Source organism: Dietzia sp. NPDC055343 (assembly GCF_053645265.1).
This window is the reverse complement of record NZ_JBSHMJ010000019.1, coordinates 1-24,064: the sequence shown is the minus strand read 5'-3', so window position 1 is coordinate 24,064 and position 24,064 is coordinate 1. Positions and strand designations below refer to the sequence as shown.

Annotated in this window: 22 protein-coding genes and 1 tRNA gene; 2 read left to right on the top strand and 21 right to left on the bottom strand. The window is 68.7% G+C overall.

Annotated features, from left to right (window positions below; translation table 11 throughout):
* Positions 1–9: 9 nt before the first annotated feature.
* The 16 genes from nucS to rho all read right to left on the bottom strand — a co-directional run bounded on the left by nucS (position 10) and on the right by rho (position 15,104).
* A complete protein-coding gene (gene nucS / locus ACWIE7_RS10670) occupies positions 10–690 on the bottom strand; it encodes an endonuclease NucS (protein WP_295649474.1) in 681 nt (226 codons plus the stop codon).
* 45 nt (positions 691–735) lie between these two features.
* Positions 736–1,185 (bottom strand): DUF2550 family protein, encoded by a 450-nt coding sequence (locus tag ACWIE7_RS10665; RefSeq protein ID WP_452099974.1) that lies wholly within the window; start codon positions 1,183–1,185, stop codon positions 736–738.
* Between the two features lie 56 nt (positions 1,186–1,241).
* On the bottom strand, positions 1,242–1,616 hold the full coding sequence (locus ACWIE7_RS10660; RefSeq protein ID WP_230930371.1) for a F0F1 ATP synthase subunit epsilon: 375 nt from the start codon (positions 1,614–1,616) through the stop codon (positions 1,242–1,244).
* Between the two features lie 9 nt (positions 1,617–1,625).
* Positions 1,626–3,074 (bottom strand): F0F1 ATP synthase subunit beta, encoded by a 1,449-nt coding sequence (atpD, locus tag ACWIE7_RS10655; protein WP_452099975.1) that lies wholly within the window; start codon positions 3,072–3,074, stop codon positions 1,626–1,628.
* Positions 3,075–3,077: 3 nt separating this feature from the next.
* The gene (locus ACWIE7_RS10650; protein WP_454069241.1) at positions 3,078–4,064 is read right to left on the bottom strand and encodes a F0F1 ATP synthase subunit gamma; all 987 of its coding nucleotides are present in this window, start codon (positions 4,062–4,064) and stop codon (positions 3,078–3,080) included.
* A gap of 55 nt (positions 4,065–4,119) precedes the next feature.
* The gene (atpA, locus tag ACWIE7_RS10645; RefSeq protein WP_452099977.1) at positions 4,120–5,757 is read right to left on the bottom strand and encodes a F0F1 ATP synthase subunit alpha; all 1,638 of its coding nucleotides are present in this window, start codon (positions 5,755–5,757) and stop codon (positions 4,120–4,122) included.
* Between the two features lie 105 nt (positions 5,758–5,862).
* Positions 5,863–6,681 carry a F0F1 ATP synthase subunit delta gene (locus ACWIE7_RS10640; protein ID WP_454069240.1) on the bottom strand — a complete coding sequence of 273 codons (819 nt, stop codon included), beginning with the start codon at positions 6,679–6,681 and terminating at the stop codon, positions 5,863–5,865.
* Between the two features lie 14 nt (positions 6,682–6,695).
* Positions 6,696–7,268, bottom strand: coding sequence for a F0F1 ATP synthase subunit B (locus ACWIE7_RS10635; RefSeq protein WP_295649488.1), 573 nt, complete (start codon positions 7,266–7,268; stop codon positions 6,696–6,698).
* Between the two features lie 31 nt (positions 7,269–7,299).
* A complete protein-coding gene (locus ACWIE7_RS10630; RefSeq protein ID WP_182631968.1) occupies positions 7,300–7,545 on the bottom strand; it encodes an ATP synthase F0 subunit C in 246 nt (81 codons plus the stop codon).
* Between the two features lie 100 nt (positions 7,546–7,645).
* Positions 7,646–8,437, bottom strand: a complete 792-nt coding sequence (gene atpB, locus ACWIE7_RS10625) for a F0F1 ATP synthase subunit A (protein ID WP_344993554.1) — start codon at positions 8,435–8,437, stop codon at positions 7,646–7,648.
* 205 nt (positions 8,438–8,642) lie between these two features.
* The gene (locus ACWIE7_RS10620; protein WP_452099979.1) at positions 8,643–9,098 is read right to left on the bottom strand and encodes a hypothetical protein; all 456 of its coding nucleotides are present in this window, start codon (positions 9,096–9,098) and stop codon (positions 8,643–8,645) included.
* Between the two features lie 10 nt (positions 9,099–9,108).
* On the bottom strand, positions 9,109–10,269 hold the full coding sequence (locus ACWIE7_RS10615) for a glycosyltransferase family 4 protein (protein WP_454058639.1): 1,161 nt from the start codon (positions 10,267–10,269) through the stop codon (positions 9,109–9,111).
* 2 nt (positions 10,270–10,271) lie between these two features.
* The gene (locus ACWIE7_RS10610) at positions 10,272–10,925 is read right to left on the bottom strand and encodes an L-threonylcarbamoyladenylate synthase (RefSeq protein WP_452099980.1); all 654 of its coding nucleotides are present in this window, start codon (positions 10,923–10,925) and stop codon (positions 10,272–10,274) included.
* The gene (prmC, locus tag ACWIE7_RS10605; RefSeq protein WP_454069239.1) at positions 10,922–11,851 is read right to left on the bottom strand and encodes a peptide chain release factor N(5)-glutamine methyltransferase; all 930 of its coding nucleotides are present in this window, start codon (positions 11,849–11,851) and stop codon (positions 10,922–10,924) included. The genes ACWIE7_RS10610 and prmC overlap by 4 nt, the downstream gene beginning before the upstream one ends.
* A 5-nt stretch (positions 11,852–11,856) precedes the next feature.
* Positions 11,857–12,942 carry a peptide chain release factor 1 gene (gene prfA / locus ACWIE7_RS10600; RefSeq protein WP_454069238.1) on the bottom strand — a complete coding sequence of 362 codons (1,086 nt, stop codon included), beginning with the start codon at positions 12,940–12,942 and terminating at the stop codon, positions 11,857–11,859.
* Complete coding sequence (gene rho, locus ACWIE7_RS10595; RefSeq protein WP_454069237.1) at positions 12,939–15,104, bottom strand: transcription termination factor Rho; 2,166 nt, start codon at positions 15,102–15,104, stop codon at positions 12,939–12,941. The genes prfA and rho overlap by 4 nt, the downstream gene beginning before the upstream one ends.
* Before the next feature lie 448 nt (positions 15,105–15,552).
* On the opposite strand from rho, the gene ACWIE7_RS10590 reads away from it, so the two are divergent.
* Positions 15,553–17,208 carry an AMP-binding protein gene (locus ACWIE7_RS10590; protein ID WP_454069236.1) on the top strand — a complete coding sequence of 552 codons (1,656 nt, stop codon included), beginning with the start codon at positions 15,553–15,555 and terminating at the stop codon, positions 17,206–17,208.
* Positions 17,209–17,306: 98 nt separating this feature from the next.
* Here ACWIE7_RS10590 and thrB read toward each other — a convergent pair whose 3' ends face one another.
* Genes thrB through argS form a run of 5 tightly spaced genes read right to left on the bottom strand, consistent with a single transcriptional unit; the run spans position 17,307 to position 23,761 of the window.
* Complete coding sequence (gene thrB, locus ACWIE7_RS10585; protein WP_452099984.1) at positions 17,307–18,269, bottom strand: homoserine kinase; 963 nt, start codon at positions 18,267–18,269, stop codon at positions 17,307–17,309.
* Entirely contained in the window at positions 18,266–19,348 is a 1,083-nt protein-coding gene (gene thrC / locus ACWIE7_RS10580; RefSeq protein ID WP_454058635.1) for a threonine synthase, read from the bottom strand. Before thrC ends, thrB begins: the two co-directional genes overlap by 4 nt.
* Entirely contained in the window at positions 19,345–20,697 is a 1,353-nt protein-coding gene (locus ACWIE7_RS10575; protein ID WP_452099986.1) for a homoserine dehydrogenase, read from the bottom strand. Before ACWIE7_RS10575 ends, thrC begins: the two co-directional genes overlap by 4 nt.
* Positions 20,694–22,112, bottom strand: coding sequence for a diaminopimelate decarboxylase (gene lysA / locus ACWIE7_RS10570; RefSeq protein WP_452099987.1), 1,419 nt, complete (start codon positions 22,110–22,112; stop codon positions 20,694–20,696). The genes ACWIE7_RS10575 and lysA overlap by 4 nt, the downstream gene beginning before the upstream one ends.
* A complete protein-coding gene (argS, locus tag ACWIE7_RS10565; RefSeq protein ID WP_452099988.1) occupies positions 22,109–23,761 on the bottom strand; it encodes an arginine--tRNA ligase in 1,653 nt (550 codons plus the stop codon). The genes lysA and argS overlap by 4 nt, the downstream gene beginning before the upstream one ends.
* A 189-nt stretch (positions 23,762–23,950) precedes the next feature.
* On the opposite strand from argS, the gene ACWIE7_RS10560 reads away from it, so the two are divergent.
* A tRNA-Arg gene (locus tag ACWIE7_RS10560) sits at positions 23,951–24,023 on the top strand.
* Positions 24,024–24,064: the final 41 nt, after the last annotated feature.

Genomic DNA, 24,064 nt, shown 5'->3' with positions numbered 1-24,064 from the left:
ACACCCCGCTCAGAAGAGGCGCAGGTCGTTGGAGTCTGTTCCGCGTAGCCGGTCGTAATCAAGGGTCACGCAGCGGATACCTCGGTCCTCGGCCAGCGTTCGCGCCTGGGGCTTGATCACCTGCGCGGCGAAGATCCCGTTGACCGGCGCGAGCAGCGGATCACGATTGAGTAGCTCGAGATAGCGCGTCAGCTGCTCGACGCCGTCGATCTCGCCGCGGCGCTTGATCTCCACTGCGACCGTCGTGCCCTCGGAGTCGCGTCCGAGGATGTCCACGGGGCCGATCGCGGTCATGTACTCGCGGCGGATCAGGCTGTAGCCACGGCCCAGAGTGTCGATGTGCTCCGCGAGCAGCTCCTGCAGATGAGCCTCGACACCGTCCTTCACCAGGCCGGGATCCACCCCGAGTTCGTGCTGGGACTCATGGTGGATCTCCGCGACGGTGATGCGTAGCTGCTCGCCGGCCTTGTTCTCGATCACCCACAAGCGGTGATCCTCGTTCTCGGGATGATCCTGCTCGCTCAGGGTGCACGGCGGGGTCATCCAGTTGAGCGGCTTGTATGCGCGGTCATCGGCGTGCACACTCACCGATCCGTCGGCCTTCACCAACAGCAGCCGCGGAGCCATGGGGAGATGGGCGGTGAGCCGACCGACGTAGTCGACCTGGCAGGTGGCGACGACGAGTCGCAACAGAACCTCCTGAGTTCGGCACGGGTGGCCGGAGACGAGCGGGATTCAGCGCCTGCGACGCCTGGGACGTATCTGGTCGGTCGAGCAGGCCTCGACCCACGCCAGGAGCCCGGTGAGCGCTGACGGACCCAGGCAGATGTCGCCCTCGACCAACTGGTCGCGGCGATCACGACCGGAGAACGGGACGATCATCTCGCCGGCCTCCGCCACGTCCAGTTCCGAGCCCGTCGGATGACGGCGCCGCCCGAGAACGAGCGTGCGCCTGTCCAGTCGGACATCCGGTGTGAAGCGGATGCTGAACAGGCGATAGAAAGCCACGTCGGCGTCCGTGTACCGCACGGCTCCGTAGGTCCACGTGTCCTCACCCGTCTGCCGGGTCAGCACCGAAGTGGAGTTGTGCCGGATGAACACCAGCCGATACACGACGGCCGCGACCACCGGCGCGAGTATGAGCAGGACGACGACACCGAGGACAACCTCGATGGGAGCCGTCAATCTGTTCAACTCCTTCCGGTGGTCGCGGCCGTTGTGACGGTCGAGACCTGGTGGGGCTAGGCGCCCGCCTTCTCGATGGCGCGAAGACGGCCCCGAGCAGCGGCTGCGGCGGCGGCGTCGTCGCCCGCATCCGCAAGCGCCTGCTCCGCGGCCGAACGGTCGATCGACTCCGACCAGGCCGCTGCTTCTCCGAGGATACTCACCTTGTTGGCGGTCACCGAGAGGAACCCACCCTCGACGGCGGCGACCTTCTTGCCCTCGTCGGTGTACACGGTCACGGTGCCACCGGTGTCCAGCTCGCCGAGCAGCGGCTCGTGACCGGCCTGGATACCGATCTCGCCCTCGGTGGTCTTGGCGACCACCATGCTCGCGGTCCCCGACCAGAAACGACGCTCGACAGTGACGAACTCGACTTCGATGTCAGCAGCCATGTTGTACGGTCACTTCCCCGCGAGCTTCTTCGCGGCGGCCTCGACGTCGTCGAGACCGCCGATGCCGTTGAACGCCTGCTCGGGCAGGTGATCGAGCTCGCCCTTGCACAGCTTGTCAAAGGCCTCGATGGTCTCGGACAGCGGAACGACGGAGCCGACCTGACCGGTGAACTTCTCGGCGACGAGGAAGTTCTGACCCAGGAAGCGCTCGAGGCGGCGGGCACGCTGGACGGTGACCTTGTCTTCCTCGGAGAGCTCGTCCATACCGAGGATCGCGATGATGTCCTGGAGCTCCTTGTACTTCTGGAGGATCCGGATGACTTCCTGCGCGACGCGGTAGTGGTTCTCACCCACGATGCCGGGCTCCAGGATCCGCGACGTCGAGGTCAGCGGATCCACGGCCGGGTAGATGCCCTTCGAGGCGATGGAGCGGGAGAGCTCCGTGGTCGCGTCGAGGTGGGCGAACGTGGTCGCCGGCGCCGGGTCGGTGTAGTCGTCCGCGGGGACGTAGATCGCCTGCAGCGACGTGATCGAACGACCACGGGTCGAGGTGATCCGCTCCTGCAGCTGGCCCATCTCGTCCGCCAGGGTCGGCTGGTAACCGACAGCCGACGGCATGCGACCGAGAAGGGTCGAGACCTCGGAACCGGCCTGCGTGAAGCGGAAGATGTTGTCGACGAAGAGCAGAACGTCCTGGCCCTGCACGTCACGGAAGTACTCGGCCATCGTCAGGGCCGAGAGGGCGACGCGCATACGGGTCCCCGGCGGCTCGTCCATCTGGCCGAACACCAGGGCCGTGTCCTGGAGCACGCCCATCTCTTCCATCTCGAGGAAGAGGTCGGTGCCCTCACGAGTACGCTCACCGACGCCGGCGAACACCGACGTGCCGGAGAACTCACGCGCGATACGGGTGATCATCTCCTGGATCAGAACGGTCTTGCCGACGCCGGCGCCACCGAACAGACCGATCTTGCCGCCCTTGACGTACGGGGTCAGCAGGTCGATGACCTTCACACCGGTCTCGAGGATTTCGGTCTTACCCTCGAGCTGGTCGAAGGCCGGCGGCTCACGGTGGATGCCCCACTGCTCGCCGTCCCGGCCGGTGCCGGGAGCGTCGAGGCAGTCGCCGAGGGCATTGAAGACATGGCCCTTGACGACGTCTCCGACGGGCACGGAGATCGGCTTGCCGGAGTCCACGACCTCGGCGCCACGGACGAGACCATCGGTGGACTGCATCGAGATGCAGCGAACCATGTTGTCGCCGAGGTGCTGGGCGACCTCGAACGTGACGGTCTTGGCGACGGCCTCGAGCGTGATCTCCGCGGTGAGGGCGTTGAAGAGGGCCGGGAGGGCGCCGCGCGGGAACTCCACGTCGACGACCGCACCCAGGACGCGGGCGACCCGGCCGGTGAGACCGGCCGTGCCCGTCGTGCTCTGATCGGTAACAGCTGTGGTCATTACTTAGTCACTTCCTGCGCTCGCGGCGAGCGCGCCAGCGCCACCGACAATCTCGCTGATTTCCTGGGTGATCTGTGCCTGGCGGGCCTGGTTCGCCTCACGGCTGAGGCCCTCGACCAGTTCTGTCGCGTTGTCCGTGGCGGACTTCATCGCGGTACGACGAGCCGCCGACTCCGACGCCGCCGACTCCAGCAGCGACGCGAACGCCCGGGTCGACATATACCTCGGGAGGATGTTGTCAAGCAGGGTGTCGGCGTCGGGCTCGAAGGTGACCTCGGGCTTGAACTCGGTTCTGGACGTATCCAGCATGTCATCGCCGAGATCCAACTCCTCGATCTCGACCTGGGTCTCGATCGGGGCCAGACGACGAGCCCTCGGCGTCTGGGTGAGCATCGACTTGAACTGGGTGTAGACGATATGGACCTCGTCGACGCCCTTGCGGGTGGTGTCGCCCGTGTAGTCCTCGCCGAGGAACTCCGACGCGTCGAAGGTGCCCTCGCCACCGGCCGCGAACGCGGTCGACAGCAGCTGGAAGGCCGGCCGGGCCTCCTGGTAGTCGGGCTTCTGCGAGTGGCCGTGCCACGCGCCCGCGATCGCGATCTCACGGAACGTGTAGTACACGATGCCCTTGTTACCCAGGACGTAGATATCGACCTCGCGGCCCTCGCCCTCCAGGAAGGCGATGAGCTCGGAGGCCTCCTTGAGCACGTTGTGGTTGTAACCACCGCACATACCGCGGTCGGAGGTCACGACGAGGATCGCGGAACGCTTGGCGTTCTCGGGCTCGTTGAGCATCCGGTGCTGCACCGACGACGCGCTGGCGAGGTCGGTCAGGATCGCGGTGATCTGATCCGCGAACGGCTGGGCCTCGGCGACCCGGGCCTGGGCCTTGGAGATCTGCGACGTGGCGATCAGCTCCTGGGCCTTGGTGATCTTCTTGGTCGAGTTGACGGACTTGATCCGGTCGCGCAGTTCACGCATATTCGCCATGGTTTCAGATCACACTCCTCTCGCCCTTGAATCGGATGGCTGTCATCTCGAGGCCTCAGGCCTTCTTCTTGGTGACCGTGAGGGTCTCGCGGTCGATCTCGTCCTCGGAGAGTGCCTCGGCCTCGGGCTCGTTGACCACGCGGGAGCCGTCGGAGGCCACGAAGCCCTCCTTGAACTCATTCGTCTTGGCCTCGAGCGTCGCCTTGGACTCGTCGGACAGAGCCGCCCCGCCGTCGATCTGGGTGAACACGTCGGCAGCTCCGTGGTGCAGCTGCTCCAGCAGCTCGGCCTCGAAGCGACGGATGTCGGCGACCGGGACGCTGTCGTAGAAGCCCTCGCCGGCGAGGTAGATCGAGACGATCTGGTCCTCGACGGAGACCGGGGAGTTCTGGTCCTGCTTCAGGATCTCGACCAGACGCTGACCGCGCTCGAGCTGGGCCTTGGAGGCCGCGTCGAGATCGGACGCGAAGGTCGCGAAGGACTCGAGGTCACGGAACGCGGCGAGGTCGAGACGCAGCGAGCCGGAGACCTTCTTCATACCCTTGGTCTGCGCGGCGCCACCGACTCGCGAGACGGAGATACCGACGTTGACCGCGGGGCGGACACCGCGGTTGAACAGATCCGACTCGAGGAAGACCTGACCGTCCGTGATCGAGATGACGTTGGTCGGGATGAACGCCGAGACGTCGTTCGCCTTGGTCTCGATGATCGGCAGACCGGTCATCGACCCGCCACCCATCTCGTCGGACAGCTTGGCGCACCGCTCCAGCAGCCGGGAGTGCAGGTAGAAGACGTCACCCGGGTAGGCCTCACGACCCGGCGGGCGGCGCAGCAGCAGCGAGATCGCGCGGTAGGCGTCGGCCTGCTTGGACAGGTCGTCGAACACCACCAGAACGTGGGCGCCGCCGTACATCCAGTGCTGCCCGATCGCGGAGCCGGTGAAGGGGGCGAGCCACTTGAAACCAGCGGAATCGGAGGCCGGGGCGGCCACGATGGTGGTGTAGTCCATCGCGCCGTGCTCCTCGAGGGTCGCCTTGACGCCCGCGATGGTGGAGCCCTTCTGACCGATCGCCACGTAGATGCACCGCAGCTGCTTGGTCTTGTCGCCGGACTCCCAGTTGGCCTTCTGGTTGAGGATGGCGTCGATGCAGACCGCGGTCTTCCCGGTCTTGCGGTCGCCGATGATCAGCTGACGCTGGCCGCGGCCGATGGGGGTCATGGCGTCGATGGCCTTGATGCCGGTCTGCATCGGCTCCTCGACGGGCTGACGCTCGAGCACCGAGGGCGCCTGGAGCTCGAGGGCGCGGGTGCCCTCGGCCTCGATCTCGCCCAGGCCGTCGATCGGCTGACCGAGCGGGTTGACGACACGGCCGAGGAAGCCGTCCCCGACGGGCACGGAGAGGACGTCTCCGGTACGACGAACCTCCTGGCCCTGGGCGATCTCGTCGAAGTTACCGAGGATGACCGCACCGATTTCGCGGTCCTCCAGGTTCAGCGCGACGCCGAGGATCCCGCCGGGGAACTCCAGCAGCTCGTTGGCCATCGCCGAGGGAAGGCCGCTGATGTGCGCGATACCGTCACTGGTATCGACGACAATGCCGACCTCTTCCTTGGTCGCGTCGGTCGAAACAGTTGAGGTGTAGTTCGCAATCGCGCTGCGGATCTCGTCGGAGGAGATCGTCAACTCCGCCATGTCATTCCTGCTCTCAAAGTCGGGATGTGCTTTATAGGTTGTGCGTGAGCCACTTACCGCGGGATCACGGCCGAGTCGCAGCTCGTCGTGTGACCGGCGAGCCGGTCAGCGGAGGCTTCGCCGGAGTGCGTCGAGCCGGCCCGCCACGCTGCCGTCGATGATCTCGTCACCCACCCGGACGACCACTCCACCCATCAGGGTCGGGTCGATCTCGTTGTGGACCGCGATCTCGCGACCGTAGATCGACCGGAGCCGACCACCGAGGTCTGTCGTCTGCTGTTCCGAGAGTGCCTCGGCACTGGTGACCACGGCAACGGTGCGGCCACGGAGTTCCGCGGCCTGACCGGAGATCTCCATGAGATCGTCCGCCGGCATTCCCGTGGGCCGGGCGATGGCCTGGGACGCCAGGGCCTCGGTCACCGCGGTGACCTTGCCGTACAGCACCTGCGCGAGCAGGGCTCGCTTGGCGGAGGTCTCGGCGGTGCGATCGGCAAGTGCCTGTTCGAACTCGGCGTCGCCCGCGACGATGCGGCCGAGCCGGAACAGCTCGTCCTCGACCGTCTGGAGCTGGCCCTGCTCGTCAGCGGAGCGCATGAGCGCCTCGCGGCCGAGCGTGATCAGGCCTTCCCGCAACTCGCGCGGGTTGGACCAGTCCTGAGAGACCGCAGCGAGCAGCAGATCGAGCGTGGCCTGGTCGATCTTCCACCCGAAGACCCCGCGAACGAGGTCCTGCCGGGCCTCGACCGACGCCGAGGTGTCGGCCACCGCGACCCGCAGGGACCGGTTGTCCTCGAGGACGTCGACGACCTGGAAGAGTTCCTGGCCCACCTTGGCGCCCGTCGCACCCCCGGCCGGGTTGGCGGCCAGAGCGGATTTCAGGGCGTCGCGCGTGCTGTCGAGCGCCTCACGGCTCGCTGCGTGCATGGACTCCACTTCCCTTAGTTCTTGCCCGCGCCGGGGACCCGGTCGAGGTCTGCCAGAAAGCGGTCGATGGTGCCGGAGCGGCGGACCGAATCAGACAGCTGCTCACCCATGAGTCGCTCAGCGAGGTCGACGGACTGACGCCCGAGGTCAGAGCGCAACTCGGTGATGATCTGCTGGCGCTGGGCAGTGAGCTGCTGCTCACCCGCGGCGACGATGCGCTCGCGCTCGGCCTCGGCCTCTGTCTTCATATCCGAGAGGATCTGCTGGCCCTGCGCACGCGCGTCGTCGCGGATCTTGGCCGCTTCGCTGCGCGCCTCCGCGAGCTGGGCCTTGTACTTGGCCAGCTCTTCCTTCGCCTCGGCCTGGGTCTGCTCGGCACGACGCAGACCGCCCTCGATGCGCTCCTCACGCTCGTCCATTACCTGCTGGAACTTCGGGAGGATGAACTTCCAGAAGAGCCAGAGGATGACCGCGAGCGGGATGAGCGACCAGACGATGTCATACAGCGGAGGAATGAGCGGGTTGACGCTCTCCTCCAGGGGGAGAGTCTCCCCTTCGGCCGCCAAGATGGCGATGACGTTGTTCATGGTGCGTCCCTAGAGGTCGGTGTGTCGTCGATCAGAACAGGAAGCCGGCGACGATACCGATCAGGGCGAGCGCCTCGGTGAAGGCGATGCCGAGGAACATCGTGGTGCGGAGGGTGCCGGCCATCTCCGGCTGGCGGGCCATGCCCTCGACGGTCTTGCCGACGAGGATGCCGATGCCGATGCCGGGGCCGATCGCGGCGAGGCCGTAGCCGATGGCGCCGTAGCCCTGGTTGGTGACGGTCTGCTCGGCGGCCTGGGCGAGAGTGACGATGTCCATGGGGTTTCCCTTTCAGATGGCCGGTCCGGGGTGTTCCGAACCGGTCGGACGTGATGTGTCGGGTTGACAGGTGGTCGTGTCAGGCCTCGCGGCCCGGGTTCTAGTGGTTATCAGCGTGCAGCGAGCTGTCGATGTAGACCGCGACCAGCAGGGCGAAGATGTACGCCTGAAGGAAGATCACGAGGAGCTCGAACAGCGTGAACGCGACGGACAGCACCGAGATACCGGCGGACAGGAGGGTCCAGCCGTTGAGCTGCCAGAAGAAGAAGTTCGTAGCGCTGAAGAGCAGCACGATGATGAGGTGACCCGCCAGCATGTTGGCCATGAGACGGATGGTCAGCGTGACCGGACGCAGGATGAACGTCGAGAGGATCTCGATCGGGATCAGCAGGATGTGCAGCGCCGGCGGCACGTTGGGGATGACCACGCTGGCCTTGATGTAACGGAGGAACCCGTACTTCTTGGCACCGGCGTAGATGAAGGTGATATAGCCCAGAGCCGCCAGAACCATCGGGAAGCCGATACGAGCGTTCGGCGAGACGTTGAGTCCTGGCAGCACCGTCGGAAGGTTCATCGCGAGCACCGCGAAGAAGATGGTGGCGATGACCGGCAGGAAGCGACGTCCCTGCTCCTTGCCCAGGATCTCCTCGGCCACGTGGACGCGGACGAAGTCCAGGCAGATCTCGGCGAAGTTCTGCACACCGCTCGGGATGAGCCGCGGATTGCGCATGGCGAACATGAAGAACGCCATGAGAACGACTGCCATGAGGATACGGACGAACATCAGGCGGTCCATGACGAAGGCGTCCGCGGCGAAGCCAGTGAACCACTGGTCGACAGGGAAGAACTCTTTGTCGATGTCAGGGGCGTGGAACTCGCCCTTGAAGGCCAGAAGCGTGGTACTCAGTGTGTTCTCCCCTGGTCGTGTAGGGCGGCTGGCGCCCGAGCGCGTGCAGTACGAGCGGCCCGGTGCTCGCGGCCGATTCGGGTCAGCGCGCGAACGTCTGCCGGCCGTGAAGTGGCCCGGCGACGTGCTCGTCTCACCGTCGAAGAGAATAACATCCCGGTCTCGAAAGCCGCATGTCAGGGGGACCCGGTCAGGTGACGGTCGGGTCGGCGGGCTCGATGTAGGGCGTCCGGGTCTTGAGGATGCCCCACGTCTCGGCCGCCAGGACGACGACCAGAGCGGCGATGATGGTGACCGCGAACGCCGGGCGTGAGTAGAAATCGAACCGCTCGATCACCGCCACCACACCGATGGCGACGACGAGCTTGAGCAGCCAGGTGCCGAGAAGAATAGCCGCGGTGGTCTGCGGTGCCGTCCGCGCGGTGGCCATGACCACCACCGCGGTGGTGAGAACGAAGGCCCCACCGATGCCCGCACCCATCACCGCGCCCCACAGGCCCGGTACACCGTCGACCAGGGTCCACGCGATGACGCTGATCACCGTGAGTACGACGAGTGCGAGCCCGCCGAGTCGGACGGCGGTGCGTAGGCCGGCGTTCTGGGGGCCGGGTCCGGGCTGATCGGGCGTCGCAAGAGTGTCGCTCATGACGAGCAGCCTAGCGGGACGCCCCGTCACCACCCGAGTTGTCCTCGACCCGCGCACTCCGCAGCCGCGGCACGAGCGTGGCGACGAGCACCATGAGGAGGCCGGCCGCCACGAGCGGCACGATCACCTCCGTCGGGAGCATGGTCGCGCCGACCGCGCCGAAGGCGATCAGGGAGACCCAGGCGTAGATGACGAGCGCGACCCGGCGGTGCGAGTGGCCCAGCGCCAACAGCCGGTGGTGCAGGTGCATCTTGTCGGGCGCGAACGGGCTACGCCCCGCTCCGATCCGGCGGATGATCGCCATCACGAGATCGAGCATCGGCACGAACATCGCGGCGGCCACGACGATCATCGGAGAGAGCAGCACGATCATCTCCTGCGGCCCGTACAGGCTCTGTGAGATCTTGCCCGAGGCGCTCGTGGACGCGGCGGCCAGCACGAGCCCGATGAGCATCGAGCCCGAGTCCCCCATGAAGATCCGGGCGGGCTGGAAATTGTGCGGCAGGAAGCCCAGCAGGGCACCGGCCAGGACGGCGGTGACGAGAGCGGGCGGATACGCGCCGACGGTGCCGCCCTGGTCGAGCATGATCCCGACCGAGAACACGCAGATCGCGAGCGCGGCGATCGTGCCGAGTCCGGCGGCGAGACCGTCGAGGCCGTCGACGAAGTTCATCGCGTTGACGATCGCCAGCGTGAACACGACCGTGAGCAGCCCGGCCTGGAGCTGGTCGAGCACGAGGATGTTGCCGTCTCCGAAGGGCAGATACACCAGCGTCCACGACACGCCCATCGCCACGAGCACCCCGGCGGCAGCAGCCTGCCCGGCGAGTTTGGTGACCGCGCCGAGGCCGAGGATGTCGTCGACGATGCCGAGCAGGACGATCACCCCGCCGGCGAGGATGGTCGCCTCCACGTCCGGCGCGAACGGCGGGAACGCGCGGTTGAGGGCGGGTAACTGCGCGGCGAGATAGACCGCGACCAGCATTCCGGTGAAGATCCCCACGCCACCGAGCCGCGGTGTGGGCACCAGGTGCACATCGCGCTCACGCGGGTAGGCGAGCCCACCGATCGCGGGCGCCACCCCCCGCACCAGGCCGGTGACGACGAAGGTGACGAGGCCGGCGGTGACCCCGATGAGCAGGAGCTCCCGGAACGGGATCCCGACGCCCACGGCTAGCCGCGCAGCTGCGCCGGGTCGATGTCGAGGACCTCGCCGACGCGCTCGGCGGTCACGGCGCCCTCACGCACGATCCTGGGGCCGGGTCCGGTCAGGTCGACGATGGTCGACGGCCGGCCGATCGAGCACGGCCCGCCGTCGAGGTACACCGCGACCGAGTCGCCGAGCTGCTCGCGTGCCTCGACGACGGTGGTGGCGGGAGGCTGCCCGGAGACGTTGGCGCTGGACACCGCCAGCGGTCCGACCTCACGCAACAATTCGATCGCCACGGGGTGCAGGGGCATCCGCAGCATGACGGTGCCCTGGGTGTGCCCGAGGTTCCAACCCAGAGACGGGGCCTGGTGGACGATGAGGCTCAGCCCTCCGGGCCAGAACGCACGGATGAGATCACGCGCGGCGGCCGGGGTGCTCACCACGAGCCCGTCGATGGTCTCCCATGATCCGACCAACACCGGCACCGGCATGTCCGGCCCGCGGCGCTTGGCCGACAGCAGCAGGTTGACCGCGTCCGGGTCGAAGGCGTCGGCGGCGATACCGTAGAGCGTGTCCGTGGGGGTCACGACGAGCCGGCCCGCCCGCAGGGCCCCGGACGCGGAGCTCAGGCCGACCTCTCGGCCGGTCTCCTCGGTGCAGTCGTAGGTGATGGTCACCGGGTGATCCCCTTCTGGGCTGTCGGGTCGTCGTCGTCGGCTCCGTCGTGGCGCGTCGCGGTGACGAACCGCGGCCGTCCGGCGAGGTCGGTGTGCTGTTCCACGGTACCGAAGCCGCCCCGGCGCCCGACGACCGCCGCGACCTCGGCGCCGGTCGTGTCGTCGTGCTCGACGGCCAGGTGGCCGCCCGGGGCGAGCAGGCTCGCCGCGAGGTCCACGAGAGGCACGACGACGACGAGGCCGTCCGTCCCCCCGAACAGCGCCGTCGCCGGCTCGTGGCCCAGGACCTCGGCGGGCAGGTCGTCGGTCAGCGGGATGTACGGCGGATTGGAGACCACGGCGGCCACGCGGCCGCGAAGCCGTGGCAGCAGGTGGGGATCCGTGGCGTCGCCGTGATGGATCTCGATCGGGGTGTCGCCCGCGTCCGCGCGGGCGGTGGCGTTGCGGCGTAGCCAGTCCAGCGCCGCCTCGTGCAACTCCACCGCGTGCACCCGGGCGTCGGGGCGGGCGTGGGCGATCTCGAGGGCGATCGTGCCGCTACCCGCGCACAGATCCACGACCACCGGCCCCACTCCCCCGGTCGGCGCCGGGAGGCGGGCGAGGATCCATTCCACGAGGAGTTCGGTTTCCGGGCGCGGGATGAACACACCCGGCCCGACGGAAAGCTCGAGGCGTCCCGACGGGGCGGTGCCGAGCAGATACTGGAGCGGGACGCCCCGGCCCGCGCGCGCGGCGACGATCCGATCGACTTCTGCGATGGCGGCCTCGTCGAGCCCATCAGCGAGCATGAGCCGCGACCTGTCGACGCCGAGTACGTGTGCACAGATGAGGCGGGCCTCCACCCCGGCGGAGTCGATTCCCGCTCCGGCCAGCGCCGCCGCCGCGCCGCGCACGACACCGGCCACGGGGACCGGCCGCGGGTCCACGGTGGTCAGGCCTCGTCCATCCGACGTCGACGCTCTTCGTCGGCGAGCGCGTCGAGCACCGCGTCCATGTCCCCGTCGAGGACCGAATCGAGGTTGTGCGCCTTGAATCCGACCCGATGGTCGGCGATCCGGTTCTCCGGGAAGTTGTAGGTGCGGATGCGCTCGGAGCGGTCGACGGTGCGCACCTGCGTCGCGCGCCCTTCGGCGGCCTCGGCCTCGGCGGACTCCTCGGCAGCAGCCTGGAGCCGCGCGGCCAACACCTGCATGGCGCGCTGCTTGTTCTGCAACTGGCTGCGTTCGTTCTGACACGTGACGACGGTGCCGGTGGGCAGGTGCGTGATGCGAACCGCCGAGTCGGTCGTGTTGACGCCCTGCCCGCCCTTGCCGGACGAACGGTAGACGTCGATCCGCAGTTCCGACTCGTCGATCTCGACCGGACCTACATCCTCCGGCTCGGGGAACACCAGCACGCCGGCGGCCGACGTGTGGACCCGCCCCTGGGACTCGGTCACCGGAACACGTTGGACACGGTGCACGCCACCCTCGAACTTCATCCGCGACCACACGCCGTCACGTGACGGCTGCTTGGCGCGGATGGAGAACGAGGCATCCTTGTAGCCCCCGAGATCGGACTCGGTCACGCCCAGCACCTGAACGGTCCACCCGTGCTTCTCCGCGTAGCGCGTGTACATGCGGGCCAGGTCCGCGGCGAACAGCGCGGACTCCTCGCCGCCCTCCCCCGACTTGATCTCCATGAGCACGTCGTCGGCGTCGTGGGGGTCGCGCGGCGCCAGCAGATCCGCGAGCCGGATCTCCAGTTCCGAGGCCTCTACGTCCAGCCGGTCGGCCTCGTCGGCGAACGAGGAGTCGTCGTCGGCCAGCTCCCGGGCCGCGGCGGCGTCGTCGCGCGTCGAGACCAACGCCCGGTAGCACTGGACGACAGGGGTCAGCTCGGCGAACCGCTTACCGACACGGCGGGCGGCCGCGGCGTCCTCGTGCAGTGTCGGATCCGACAGCTGCGCCTCGAGGCCGCCGTACTCGGAGAGGACGTCGTCGATCGATGACGGCGCACGTCCCGCGCCATCGCTCACTCCTCGTCCTGGGGCAACGTCGGCGTGGTCTTGGCCACCTGGAGGAGGAACTCGTAGTTCGTGTTGGTCTTACGCAGCTGCGACATGAGCAGGTCGATGGCCTGGTGCGTGTCCAACCCCGACAGGACGCGGCGGAGCTTGTGCATGATGCCCGCTTCCTCCGGGCTCATCAGCAGCTCCTCCTTGCGGGTGCCCGAGGGGCCCACGTCGACGGCCGGGAAGACGCGCCGCTCGGCGATCCGACGGTCGAGCTTGAGCTCGGCGTTACCGGTGCCCTTGAACTCCTCGAAGATCACCGTGTCGCCGGCGGAGCCGGTCTCGACCATCGCGGTGGCGATGATCGTGAGCGAGCCACCGTTCTCGATGTTCCGGGCCGCGCCGAGGAACCGCTTGGGCGGGTACAGCGCGGTGGAGTCGACACCACCGGACAGGATCCGGCCCGAGGCGGGCGAGGAGTTGTTGTAGGCGCGGCCGAGGCGCGTGATGGAGTCGAGGAGGACGACGACGTCCTGCCCCAGCTCGACCAGACGCTTGGCGCGTTCGATCGCCAACTCGGCGACCTGCGTGTGGTCCGACGGCGGGCGGTCGAAGGTCGAGGCGATGACCTCACCCTTCACCGAACGCTGCATGTCGGTGACCTCCTCCGGACGCTCGTCGACGAGCACCACCATGAGGTGGCATTCCGGGTTGTTGGTCGCGATGGCGTTCGCGATGTTCTGCAGGATCGTGGTCTTGCCGGCCTTCGGCGGGGACACGATCAGTGCGCGCTGCCCCTTACCGATCGGCATGATCAGGTCGATCACGCGGGTGGAGATGATGTTCTTCTCGGTCTCCAGGCGCAGCCGCTGGTTGGGGTACAGCGGCGTGAGCTTGGAGAAGTCCACGCGGTTGCGGGCCTGATCGATCGGACCACCGTTGACGGTGTCGATCCGGACCAACGGATTGAACTTCTGGCGGTTCTTGCCGCCGCCCTGCCCGCCTCCCTGGTTTCCACCCTGGCCGTCGTTCTGGCCGTCGCGCGGCATCTTGACCGCGCCGGTGATCGCATCGCCACGGCGCAGACCGTGCCGACGGATCATGTTCATGGAGACGTAGACGTCGTTCGTTCCGGCGAGGTAACCGGACGTGCGGACGAACGCGTAGTTGTCCAGCACGTCCAGGATGCCCGCGACCGGCTGGAGGACGTCGTCCTCCCGCACCTCGGTGTCGCCGTCGTTCTGCCGGTTCCCGCCGCGGTTTCGCTCGCGCCGGCGCCGGCTACGACGCCCGCGGCCACCACCGTCGTCGTCGCGGTTGTTGCCGTCTCCCCGGGGGCCGTTGCCGTCGCCCTGGTTACCCGAGCCCTGGCTGTTCGAACCTTGCTGCTCGCGGTCGTCGTTGTCCCGGTTACGGCCGCCCTGCTGGTCACGGTTGCGGCCGCCCTGATGGTCGACGCCCTGCTGATCCCGGTTGCGACCGCCCTGCTGATCCCGGTTGCGGCCGCCCTGCTGGTCGCCGCCCTGCTGATCTCGATTGCGGCCGCCCTGATGGTCGCCGCCCTGCTGATCCCGGTTGCGGCCACCCTGCTGGTCGCCGCCCTGCTGGTCACGGTTGCGGCCGCCCTGCTGGTCGCCGCCCTGCTGATCCCGGTTGCGACCGCCCTGCTGATCGCGATTCTGCTGGCCCGGATCCTGGTCGTCCCGGCCCTGACCGCCGCGACGCTGACGTCCGCCCTGGTCGCGCCCCTGGCGATGGCCGCCGTGGTTACCGTCCTCGCTGCGCGAACGATCGGAGTCCTGTCCCGAGTCGCCGTGGGTCGACGCCTCCGCCGACCGGCGGTCCCCGTCGCCTTCAGCGGACCGCTGCTGCTGCGGGTCTGACGTCAGCGACGACGCGGCGGGCCGGGTCGCCTCGGTAGTGTCCCCGCCGCGGGAGTCGGCGCCGCCACCGGAGGATTCGGCTGTGCCGGACGTCCCGGTCGACGCCTTGGCGGGGGCCGCGGCCTGAGCCTTGGCCGGGCCGGGCCTACGTGCGCCCTCGATCATGGCGACGAGTTCGCCCTTGCGCTTGCCCGACAGGCCCTTGAGGCCCATCTGCTGCGCGAGTCCCTTGAGGTCAGCGAGGCGCATTGCGGACAGCGAGGCGCCCTGAGGCGGTGTGGAGGTGGTTTCCGTCGAGGTCACGGGGATCCTTTCTGGGCCCGGAGCCGGGGCGGTGTGGACCGCCTCGCATCGAGCAGGTGTCCGGGATCCGGAGTCGGCGTCCCGGGTGGCCGCGTGGGCCTCTCCGCACTTGCGGCAGAGCCACATACGGAGTGTTCGTCTGAGGGGGATCCTCGTGGGGGACGAGCCGCCCACGCGGGAGGATCCCTGATCGCCATATCGCCATTCGGCCGTTGCCTACCGGGAGCCACCCTGTGACACCCGAGCGAAGACGGGCGACTGTGCAGCATCCCGGGACGCGGGAACGACCGAGCGTCCGTGGCTGACAGGAAGCATACTACCTGCGGGCACACACGTACATGTCCCCCTCCGCGCGTCACGACCGTCACCCCCTCGAGTCGGAGCCGGGCGGTAACGTACAGCACACCGATAACGCGTCCGGCAGGAACCGATCAGCAGGAGGTGGCCCGTGTTCGGAACGATGCTCGACACCCCACTTCTCGTCTCACGGATCCTCGAGCACGCTGCGGAACGCCACGGCGGCTCCACCATCACGGGGTTCGGGAGCCGGCTAGAACCCCACCCTGTCAGGTTCGATGTGGTGGCTGCCCGCGCCGCCGCCACCGCACACGCACTGTCCGCCCTCGGGGTCGGGATCGGTGACGTGGTGGGGATCCTCTCGGAGAGCCGTACGGAGTACGTCGAAGCCGTCTTCGCGCTCCCCGCGATGGGCGCGGTGGCGATGCCGGTCAACACCCTCCGCTCGGCGGACTTCAAGATCTCCGCGCTCGGGGAGAACAGGGTGTCGGTGATCCTCGTGGACCCGGAGATCCTCTCCCCTGTCCTCGAGATCGTGTCGGGTGTGGCGAGCCTGCGCCACGTCGTCGTCATGGACAGTCACGTGCCTTCCGAACTTCCCGGCACGCACCTCGAGGTACACGCACTCGAAGCCCTCCTCGACGGGCGACCCACGGCCTACCCGTGGCCTGATCTCGACGAGCGAACCGCGGCGGCCATCGCGTACACCTCCGGCACCACCGGCAGCTCCAAGGGTGTCGCGTACACGCACCGGTCGATCTGGCTCCACTCCATGCAGATCTGCATGGCCGAGAGCGCCGCGCTCCGCAGCGGCGACACCGTGCTGAGCACGGTCCCCATGCATCACGTCATGTCATGGGGGATGCCGTACGCCGCATTCATGTCCGGTGCCAGCCTGATCACCGCTCGCCCGCGACCCGGCGAGGCGCTGCACACGGGTGCCGACCTCGCCAACCTCCTGGGCACGCATCGCCCCAACAAGGTCGTCACCACCCCGGCCGCGCTCCAGCAACTTCTCGGCAGGCTGGAGACTCATCCGCAATCGCTCTCCCACCTGACCGAGATCGTCGTGGGCGGATCCGGCGTACCGGAGGCGTTGATCGATGCCTTCGTCGAGCGTCACGGTGTCCCCCTGATCCAGGCCTACGGGCTCACCGAGACCAGCCCCATCGCTGCCTTCGCCCGGCCCGACCCCCACTCCTCCGCCACCCACCGGCGCGCCCAGATTCTCGGGCAGGGCCGCTTCTCCGCGGGAGTGCAGGCCCGCGTGGTCGACGGCGGCCGGGTACAACCCAACGACGGGTGGTCCGTCGGCGAACTCCAACTCCGCGGCCCGTGGGTGACCGCCTGTTATCTCGGGGACGCGGCCCCGGAGCGCTTCGTCGACGGGTGGCTGCGGACCGGCGACATGGCCAGCATCTCGCCCAAGGGGTACCTCGCCGTGGTGGACAGGGTCGACGACACGATCGCCTCGGGCGGGGAGCTGATCTCCAGCATCGAACTCGAGCACGCGGTGCTCCGAGACGAACGGGTGGCGGACGCCGCGGTGATCGGTGTGCCCGACGAACGCTGGGGCAGCCGGCCCCTAGTTCTAGTGCGCCTCAAACCCGGGGTGACGGCTCGCGCGCGCTCGCTCTGGGAGGGGCTCGAGGGCGTGCTCGAGATGTGGAAGCGGCCGGATCGGTGGGCGTTCGTCGACGACATCCCCAGGACCACGGTCGGAAAATACGACAAGATCCGGATCCGCGCGCGGCACGCGTCCGGCGATTACGAGATCACCAGGATCACGCCCGGGTCCACGCAGTGAGGACGACGCCCGGCCGGGATCACCCGGCGGGACGTACGCCCATCACTGTCCTCGGTGCCGAAGCACCCGGGCCGTCTCGTCGTTCCGACCCGGCGCTCTCACTCGGCGGCGACCACCCGGGCGCCGTCGGCGATCCGCAGATCGAGTACCCGCCACCCCTGCGCCTCGGCGAGGTCGCGTAGATCCGAAGGGAGGCCGGACGTGCCGAGAATCAGCACGGTAGGGCCTGCGCCGGACACCGTCGCGGCGAATCCCCGTTCGCGAAGCCGCGTCACCCACTCCATGGTCGCGACCAGTGCCGGCGCGCGGTACGACTGGTGAAGTCGGTCCTCGGTCGCCGCCACGAGGAACTCGGGGTGGGACGCGAGCGCCACGGACATCAGCGCGGCGCGGCTGGCGTTGAACGCCGCGTCCTCGTGCGGCACCGTCGCCGGGAGCAGTCCCCGGGTCTGGGCGGTCGACGACGTCTCTGACGGCACCAGCACCGTCGCGACGATCGACGGATCGACCTCCATGCGAACCGCACGATAGGTCACCGCGGTGGCCGAACGCTCGGTCCACGAGACCACGACGCCGCCGAGCACGCTGGCCGCGGCGTTGTCCGGATGTCCCTCGAACTCGCTGGACAACTGGACCAGGTGCTCGGCCGTGAGGGCGCCGTCCATGAGGCCGTTGGCGGCGACCAGGCCACCGACCGCGGCGGACGCCGACGACCCCAGCCCCCGGGAATGCGGGATGGCGTTGTGGCACGAGATCCGCACGCCCGGCACCCCCACGCCCCCGGCCCGCAGTCCCGCCTCGACCGCCTTGGCGACCAGATGAGACGCGTCCTCGGGAACCTCCCCGGCCCCCTCGCCGGTGACCTCGAGCTCCAGGCCCGACTCGATCGTGGTGACCGTGATCGTGTCGTAGAGCCCCAGGGCCACACCGAGCGCGTCGAAGCCGGGGCCGAGATTGGCACTCGACGCCGGCACCTCGACGGTGACGGACCGGCCGACCGGCAGGATGCGACCGCCCGAGCTGCCGAAGACCTCCGGGCCCGGACCGTTCATGTCGCTCATTCCAGACCGAGGGCGCCGGCGACCGCCGAGGGGTCGACCGGGACCGGCTCGACCTCGGGCATGCCCAGCAGTGCCGTATCCGGGTCCTTGAGCCCGTTGCCGGTGACCGTGCACACGATCGTCTGACCGGCCTCGAGCTCGCCGCCCGCGTGGGCGTCGAGCAGACCGGCCACCGACGCCGCCGAGGCGGGCTCGACGTAGACGCCGTCCTTGCCCGCAACCATGCGGTACGCCTCGAGGATCTGCTCGTCGGTGCGCTTGCGGAAGGTGCCGCCGGACTCTTCGCGGGCGTTCACCGCGCCATCCCACGACGCCGGGGCGCCGATGCGGATCGCGGTGGCGATGGTCTCCGGGTTCTTCACCGGCGCGCCGTCGACGAGCGGGGCTGCGCCGGCGGCCTGAACACCCATCATGCGCGGACGGTTCGAGATGATCCCGTCCGCGTGGTACTCGGAGTAGCCACGCCAGTACGCGGTGATGTTGCCCGCGTTGCCGACGGGCAGGAAGTGGAGGTCCGGGGCACGCCCGAGAACATCCACGATCTCGAACGCGGCGGTCTTCTGACCCTCGATGCGGACCGGGTTGACCGAGTTGACCAGACCGATCTCCGCGTAGGTCGCCGTGGTCTTGCGTGCCAGCTCGAGGCAGTCGTCGAAGTTGCCGTCGACCTGGATGATGGTCGCACCCATCATCACGGCCTGCGCGAGCTTGCCTGCGGCGATCTTGCCCTGCGGGATGAGAACCGCGCACTCCATACCGGCGCGCGTGGCGTACGCGGCTGCCGAGGCCGAGGTGTTGCCGGTGGACGCGCACAACACGGCGCGCTGGCCGCGGGCCTTCGCGTCGGTGACGGCCATCGTCATACCGCGGTCCTTGAACGACCCGGTGGGGTTGAGGCCCTCCACCTTGAGGTAGACCTCACACCCGGTGACCGCCGAGAGATGAGTCGCCCGGATGAGCGGCGTGCCGCCCTCGTAGAGAGTCACCGGCTCCCAGTTCTCACCGATAGGGAGGCGGTCTCGGTAGGCCTCGATCAGGCCGGGCCAGCGGCTGTGCACGGGCTGGTGGGTGTTGCTCATTCGGTGTCCACTCCCTCGAGACGGATGACGCTGGTGATGTCCGTGACGGCGTCCTGGTCGGAGAGCGCGGCCACCGTGTCGGCGAGCGCGCGCTCGGAGGCGCGATGAGTCAGCACCGTCAGTTCGGCGCTGGCCGGCGCGTCGTCGCCTTCTCCCACGGCGGCCTGGACCTCGGTCTGGCGGCACTGGGCGATCGAGACCCCGTGGTTCGAGAACTCCGCGGCCACGAGCGCGAGCACACCGGGCTTGTCCGCCACACGCATGCGCACGTGGTAGCGCGTGAGGATCTCGTCCATCGAGGCCACCGGGAGGGCGGCGTACGTGGACTCGCCGGGGGCACGGCCCGCGCCGACCTTGTTACGCGCGGCCGCGACCATGTCGCCGAGCACCGCCGACGCGGTCGGCGCGCCACCGGCACCCTGGCCGTAGAACATGAGCCGACCAGCCGCCTCCGCCTCGACGACGACGGCGTTGAACGCGCCGTTCACCGCGGCGAGCGGGTGGCTGTTGGGCAGCAGGGCGGGATAGACGCGAGCGGAGACCGCCTCGGTGCCGTCGGCGCGGCGCAGCTTCTCACAGATGGCGAGCAGCTTGATGGTGCAGTCCATGTCGCGGGCCGACTCGAAGTCGTCCGGGGAGATCCGGGAGATCCCCTCGCGGTAGACGTCCCCGGCGGTCACCCGGCTGTGGAAGGCGATCGAGGCGAGGATGGCCGCCTTGGCGGCCGCGTCGTAGCCCTCGACGTCCGCGGTGGGGTCGGCCTCGGCGTATCCCAGGCGCGAGGCCTCGGCCAGCGTCTCGGAGTAGTCGGCGCCGGTGGAGCCCATCTCGGACAGGATGTAGTTCGTCGTCCCGTTGACGATGCCGACCACGCGCTCGACCTGGTCACCCGCCATCGAACGGCGGAGCGGGCCGATCACGGGGATCGCGCCGGCCACGGCCGCCTCGAAGTACAGGTCGGTGCCGGTGGCGTCGACCACCTCGGCCAGCTCGTCGGTGTACTCGGCGAGCAGCGCCTTGTTGGCGGTGACGACGGACTTGCCGTGGCGCAATGCCTCGAGGAGGAGGGGACGTGGGACGTCGATGCCACCCATGAGTTCGACGACGACGTCGACGTCGCCCCTCGACACGAGCGTGGACGGGTCCGCGGTGAGCAGCTCGGGGTCCACCCCGCGATCCTTCGTCAGGTCACGGACAGCGACCCCCCGAAGCTCCAGCGGCGCACCGATCCGCGCGGCGAGTGCCTCCGCGTTCTCGGTCATGAAGCGGATGACCTCGCTGCCGACGGTGCCCATCCCGAGCACCGCCACTCCTACGGGTCGCACGCCTGACGCTGTTGCGTCGCTCACTGTCCCACCTCCAGGCTCGTCAGATCGTCAAGGGTCTCACGGCGCAGCACGAGTCGTGCCCGCCCGTCGCGAACCGCCACCACCGCGGGGCGTCCGATGAGGTTGTACCGGCTCGACATGGAATAGCAATAGGCCCCGGTCGCCGCGACGGCGACGAGGTCGCCGGCCCCGACGTCCTCGGGCATCCACAGGTCGCGAACCACCACGTCACCGCTCTCGCAGTGCTTGCCCACCAGGCGGGAGACCACCGGTGTCGCGGTCGACTTCCGACCCACGAGCCGGGCGTCGTACTCGGCGTCGTAGAGGGCGGTGCGGATGTTGTCGCTCATCCCCCCGTCGACGCTGACGTAGCGCCGACTCTCGCCGCCGGCGAGTTGGACGTCCTTGGTCACGCCGACCTCGTACAGCGTGACCGTGCCCGGGCCGGCGATCGCTCGTCCCGGCTCGACGACCAGCGTCGGCGGGGTCAGGTCTGCCTCCCGGGCGAACGACTCGACGATCTCGGTCAGCGACGCGGCCAGCTGGGCGACGGGCGGAGGATCGTCCGACGGGACATAGCTGATCCCCAGGCCGCCTCCGAGATCGAGGTGATCGAGCTGCCTGGTCCGCTCGGCGCCGAACTCGTCGACGATGTCCCGGAGCAGCCCGATCACGCGGCGGGCGGCGAGTTCGAATCCGTCGATCTCGAAGATCTGCGAGCCGATGTGGCTGTGCAGCCCGGTCAACCGGATGTTCTGTGCCGCGAACACGGCCCGGACGGCCTCCATCGCGGCGCCGCCGGAGAGGGAGAAGCCGAACTTCTGATCCTCGTGGGCGGTCGCGATGAACTCGTGGGTGTGTGCCTCGACTCCGACGGTCACGCGGATGAAGACATCCTGGACGATCCCCTCCTCGGCCGCGATACGGTCGAGGAGCGCGATCTCTGACATCGCATCGATCACGACATGGCCGACACCGTTGCGCACGGACATGCGGAGTTCGTCACCGGATTTGTTGTTGCCGTGGACCGTGATCCGCTCGGCCGGGAAGCCGGCGCGAAGTGCGATGGCGAGCTCGCCGCCCGAGGCCACGTCCAGACTCAGGCCCTCCTCGGCGACCCAGCGGGCGACCTCGGTGCACAGGAACGCCTTGGAGGCGTAGTGCACGCGGTCCGCTCCCCCGAACGCCGCGGCCATCTCCCGACAGCGGGACCGGAAATCGTCCTCATCGATCACGAACAGCGGTGAGCCGTACTCGGCCGCGAGCTCCGATGCCGCGACTCCGGCGAACTCCACGACCCCGTCCTCGCGACGCCGGGCGCCCCGGGGCCAGACCGCCGGGGCGAGGTTCATGAGCGCGTCGGCGTCGCCGGGCCGCTCGCCGATGGCCGGTGCGTGCGGGTACTCGTGCCGCGAGCCCGCGGGGTGCGCGCTCACATCTTCTCCGGTGCGTTGACACCGATCAGGCGCAGGCCGTTGGCCAACGTCTGTCGTGTGGCCGCACTCAGGGCCAGGCGGGCGGCGTGCAACGGTCCGGGTTCCTCGTCCCCCATCGGCAGCACCCGGCAGGTGTCGTAGAACCGGTGGTAGGCAGCTGCCAACTCCTCGAGGTACCGCGCCACCCGGTGGGGCTCGCGGAGATCCGCGGCACTGGCCACCACGCGCGGGAACTCGCCGATGGTGCGGATGAGCGCGCCCTCGCGGTCCTCGACCAGCAACGCCATGTCGGCACCCTCGACGGTGACGCCGAGGTCGGCGGCGTTACGGGCCAGCGAGCACAGGCGCGCGTGCGCGTACTGGACGTAGAACACCGGGTTGTCGTTCGTGGCCGAGGCCCACAGCTGCAGGTCGATGTCCATCGTCTGGTCGACCGAGGACCGGATGAGCGCGTATCGGGCGGCGTCCACACCGATGGCGTCGACGAGATCGTCCAGGGTGATGACGGTGCCGGCACGCTTGCTCATCTTGACCGGGGCGCCGTCACGGACGAGGTTGACCATCTGTCCGATGAGGACCTCGATCGTGGCCGGATCGTCGCCGAGGGCGGCGGCGGCGGCTTTGAGGCGGGCGATGTAGCCGTGGTGGTCCGCCCCCAGCATGTAGATGCAGAGGTCGAAGCCGCGCTCCCGCTTGTCGAGGAAGTACGCGATGTCACCGGCGATGTACGCGGCATTCCCGTCGGACTTCAGGACCACCCGGTCCTTGTCGTCCCCGAACGAGGTGGACCGCAGCCACCAGGCCCCGTCCGACTCGTAGAGGTTGCCGTTTCCCTTGAGGGTCTCGACGGCGCGATCGACCGCGCCGGAGGTGAACATCGAGTTCTCGTGCGTGTAGACATCGAACACCGTGCCGAAGTCCGCGAGCGAGGACTTGATGTGGCTGAACATCATGTCGACCCCCACGGAACGGAAGATCTCCAACGACTCCGCTTCGGGCTTGTCCAGCACGTCCGGGTGCTCGGCGACGATCCGGGCCGCGATGTCCTCGATGTAGGCACCGGCGTAGCCGTCCTCGGGGGTGGGCTCCCCCTTGGCCGCCGCGGCGAGCGACGTGCTGAACCGATCGATCTGGGCGCCGTGGTCGTTGAAGTAGTACTCGCGGGTGACCTCGGCACCGGATGCCTCGAGGACCCGGCCCAGCGCGTCACCGACAGCAGCCCACCGGGTTCCGCCGAGGTGGATGGGCCCGGTCGGGTTGGCCGAGACGAACTCGAGGTTCACCCGGCGGCCGGACAGCGCATCCCCCGCCCCGTAGTCGACGCCCTTGGCGAGCACGGTGGACACCAGGGATCCCTGCGCACCGGAGTCGAGGCGGATATTGAGGAAACCCGGCCCGGCGATCTCAGCCGATTCGATTCCCGCGTCCGCGACCAGCGCGGTCGCGAGATCACCTGCGAGGTCACGCGGCGCGACGCCGACCTTCTTGCCCAGCTGCAGCGCGATGTTGGTCGCGTAGTCACCGTGTTCCGGATTGCGCGGTCGCTCGACCGTCACCGTCTCCGGAACGAGCGAGATATCGGCCCCGCGATCGGTGAGGACGGTGATGAGGGCGGCTCGGATGACGGCGGCGAGATCAGCGGGAGTCACGTCTTCATATCCTAGGTGTCAGCACGTCGTCGGGGGAATCGGCGTCACGGTCACCGCTCCCGGGTCCTGCCGGGCGGGCCCGATGCGGCCGCTCTCCGGGACCGGTGCTACGATCAGTCTCGCTGTTCGAGAGGTGCCACCCACGCGGTGGGCCCGAGAGCCGCCTCCGGTCTCCACGGCCGGTATCCCGCCCTCGTAGCTCAGGGGATAGAGCGTTGGTTTCCGGTACCAAAGGTCAGGGGTTCGATTCCCTTCGGGGGCACAACCGAAATAGCGGAAGGGCCCGGGCAGATGCCCGGGCCC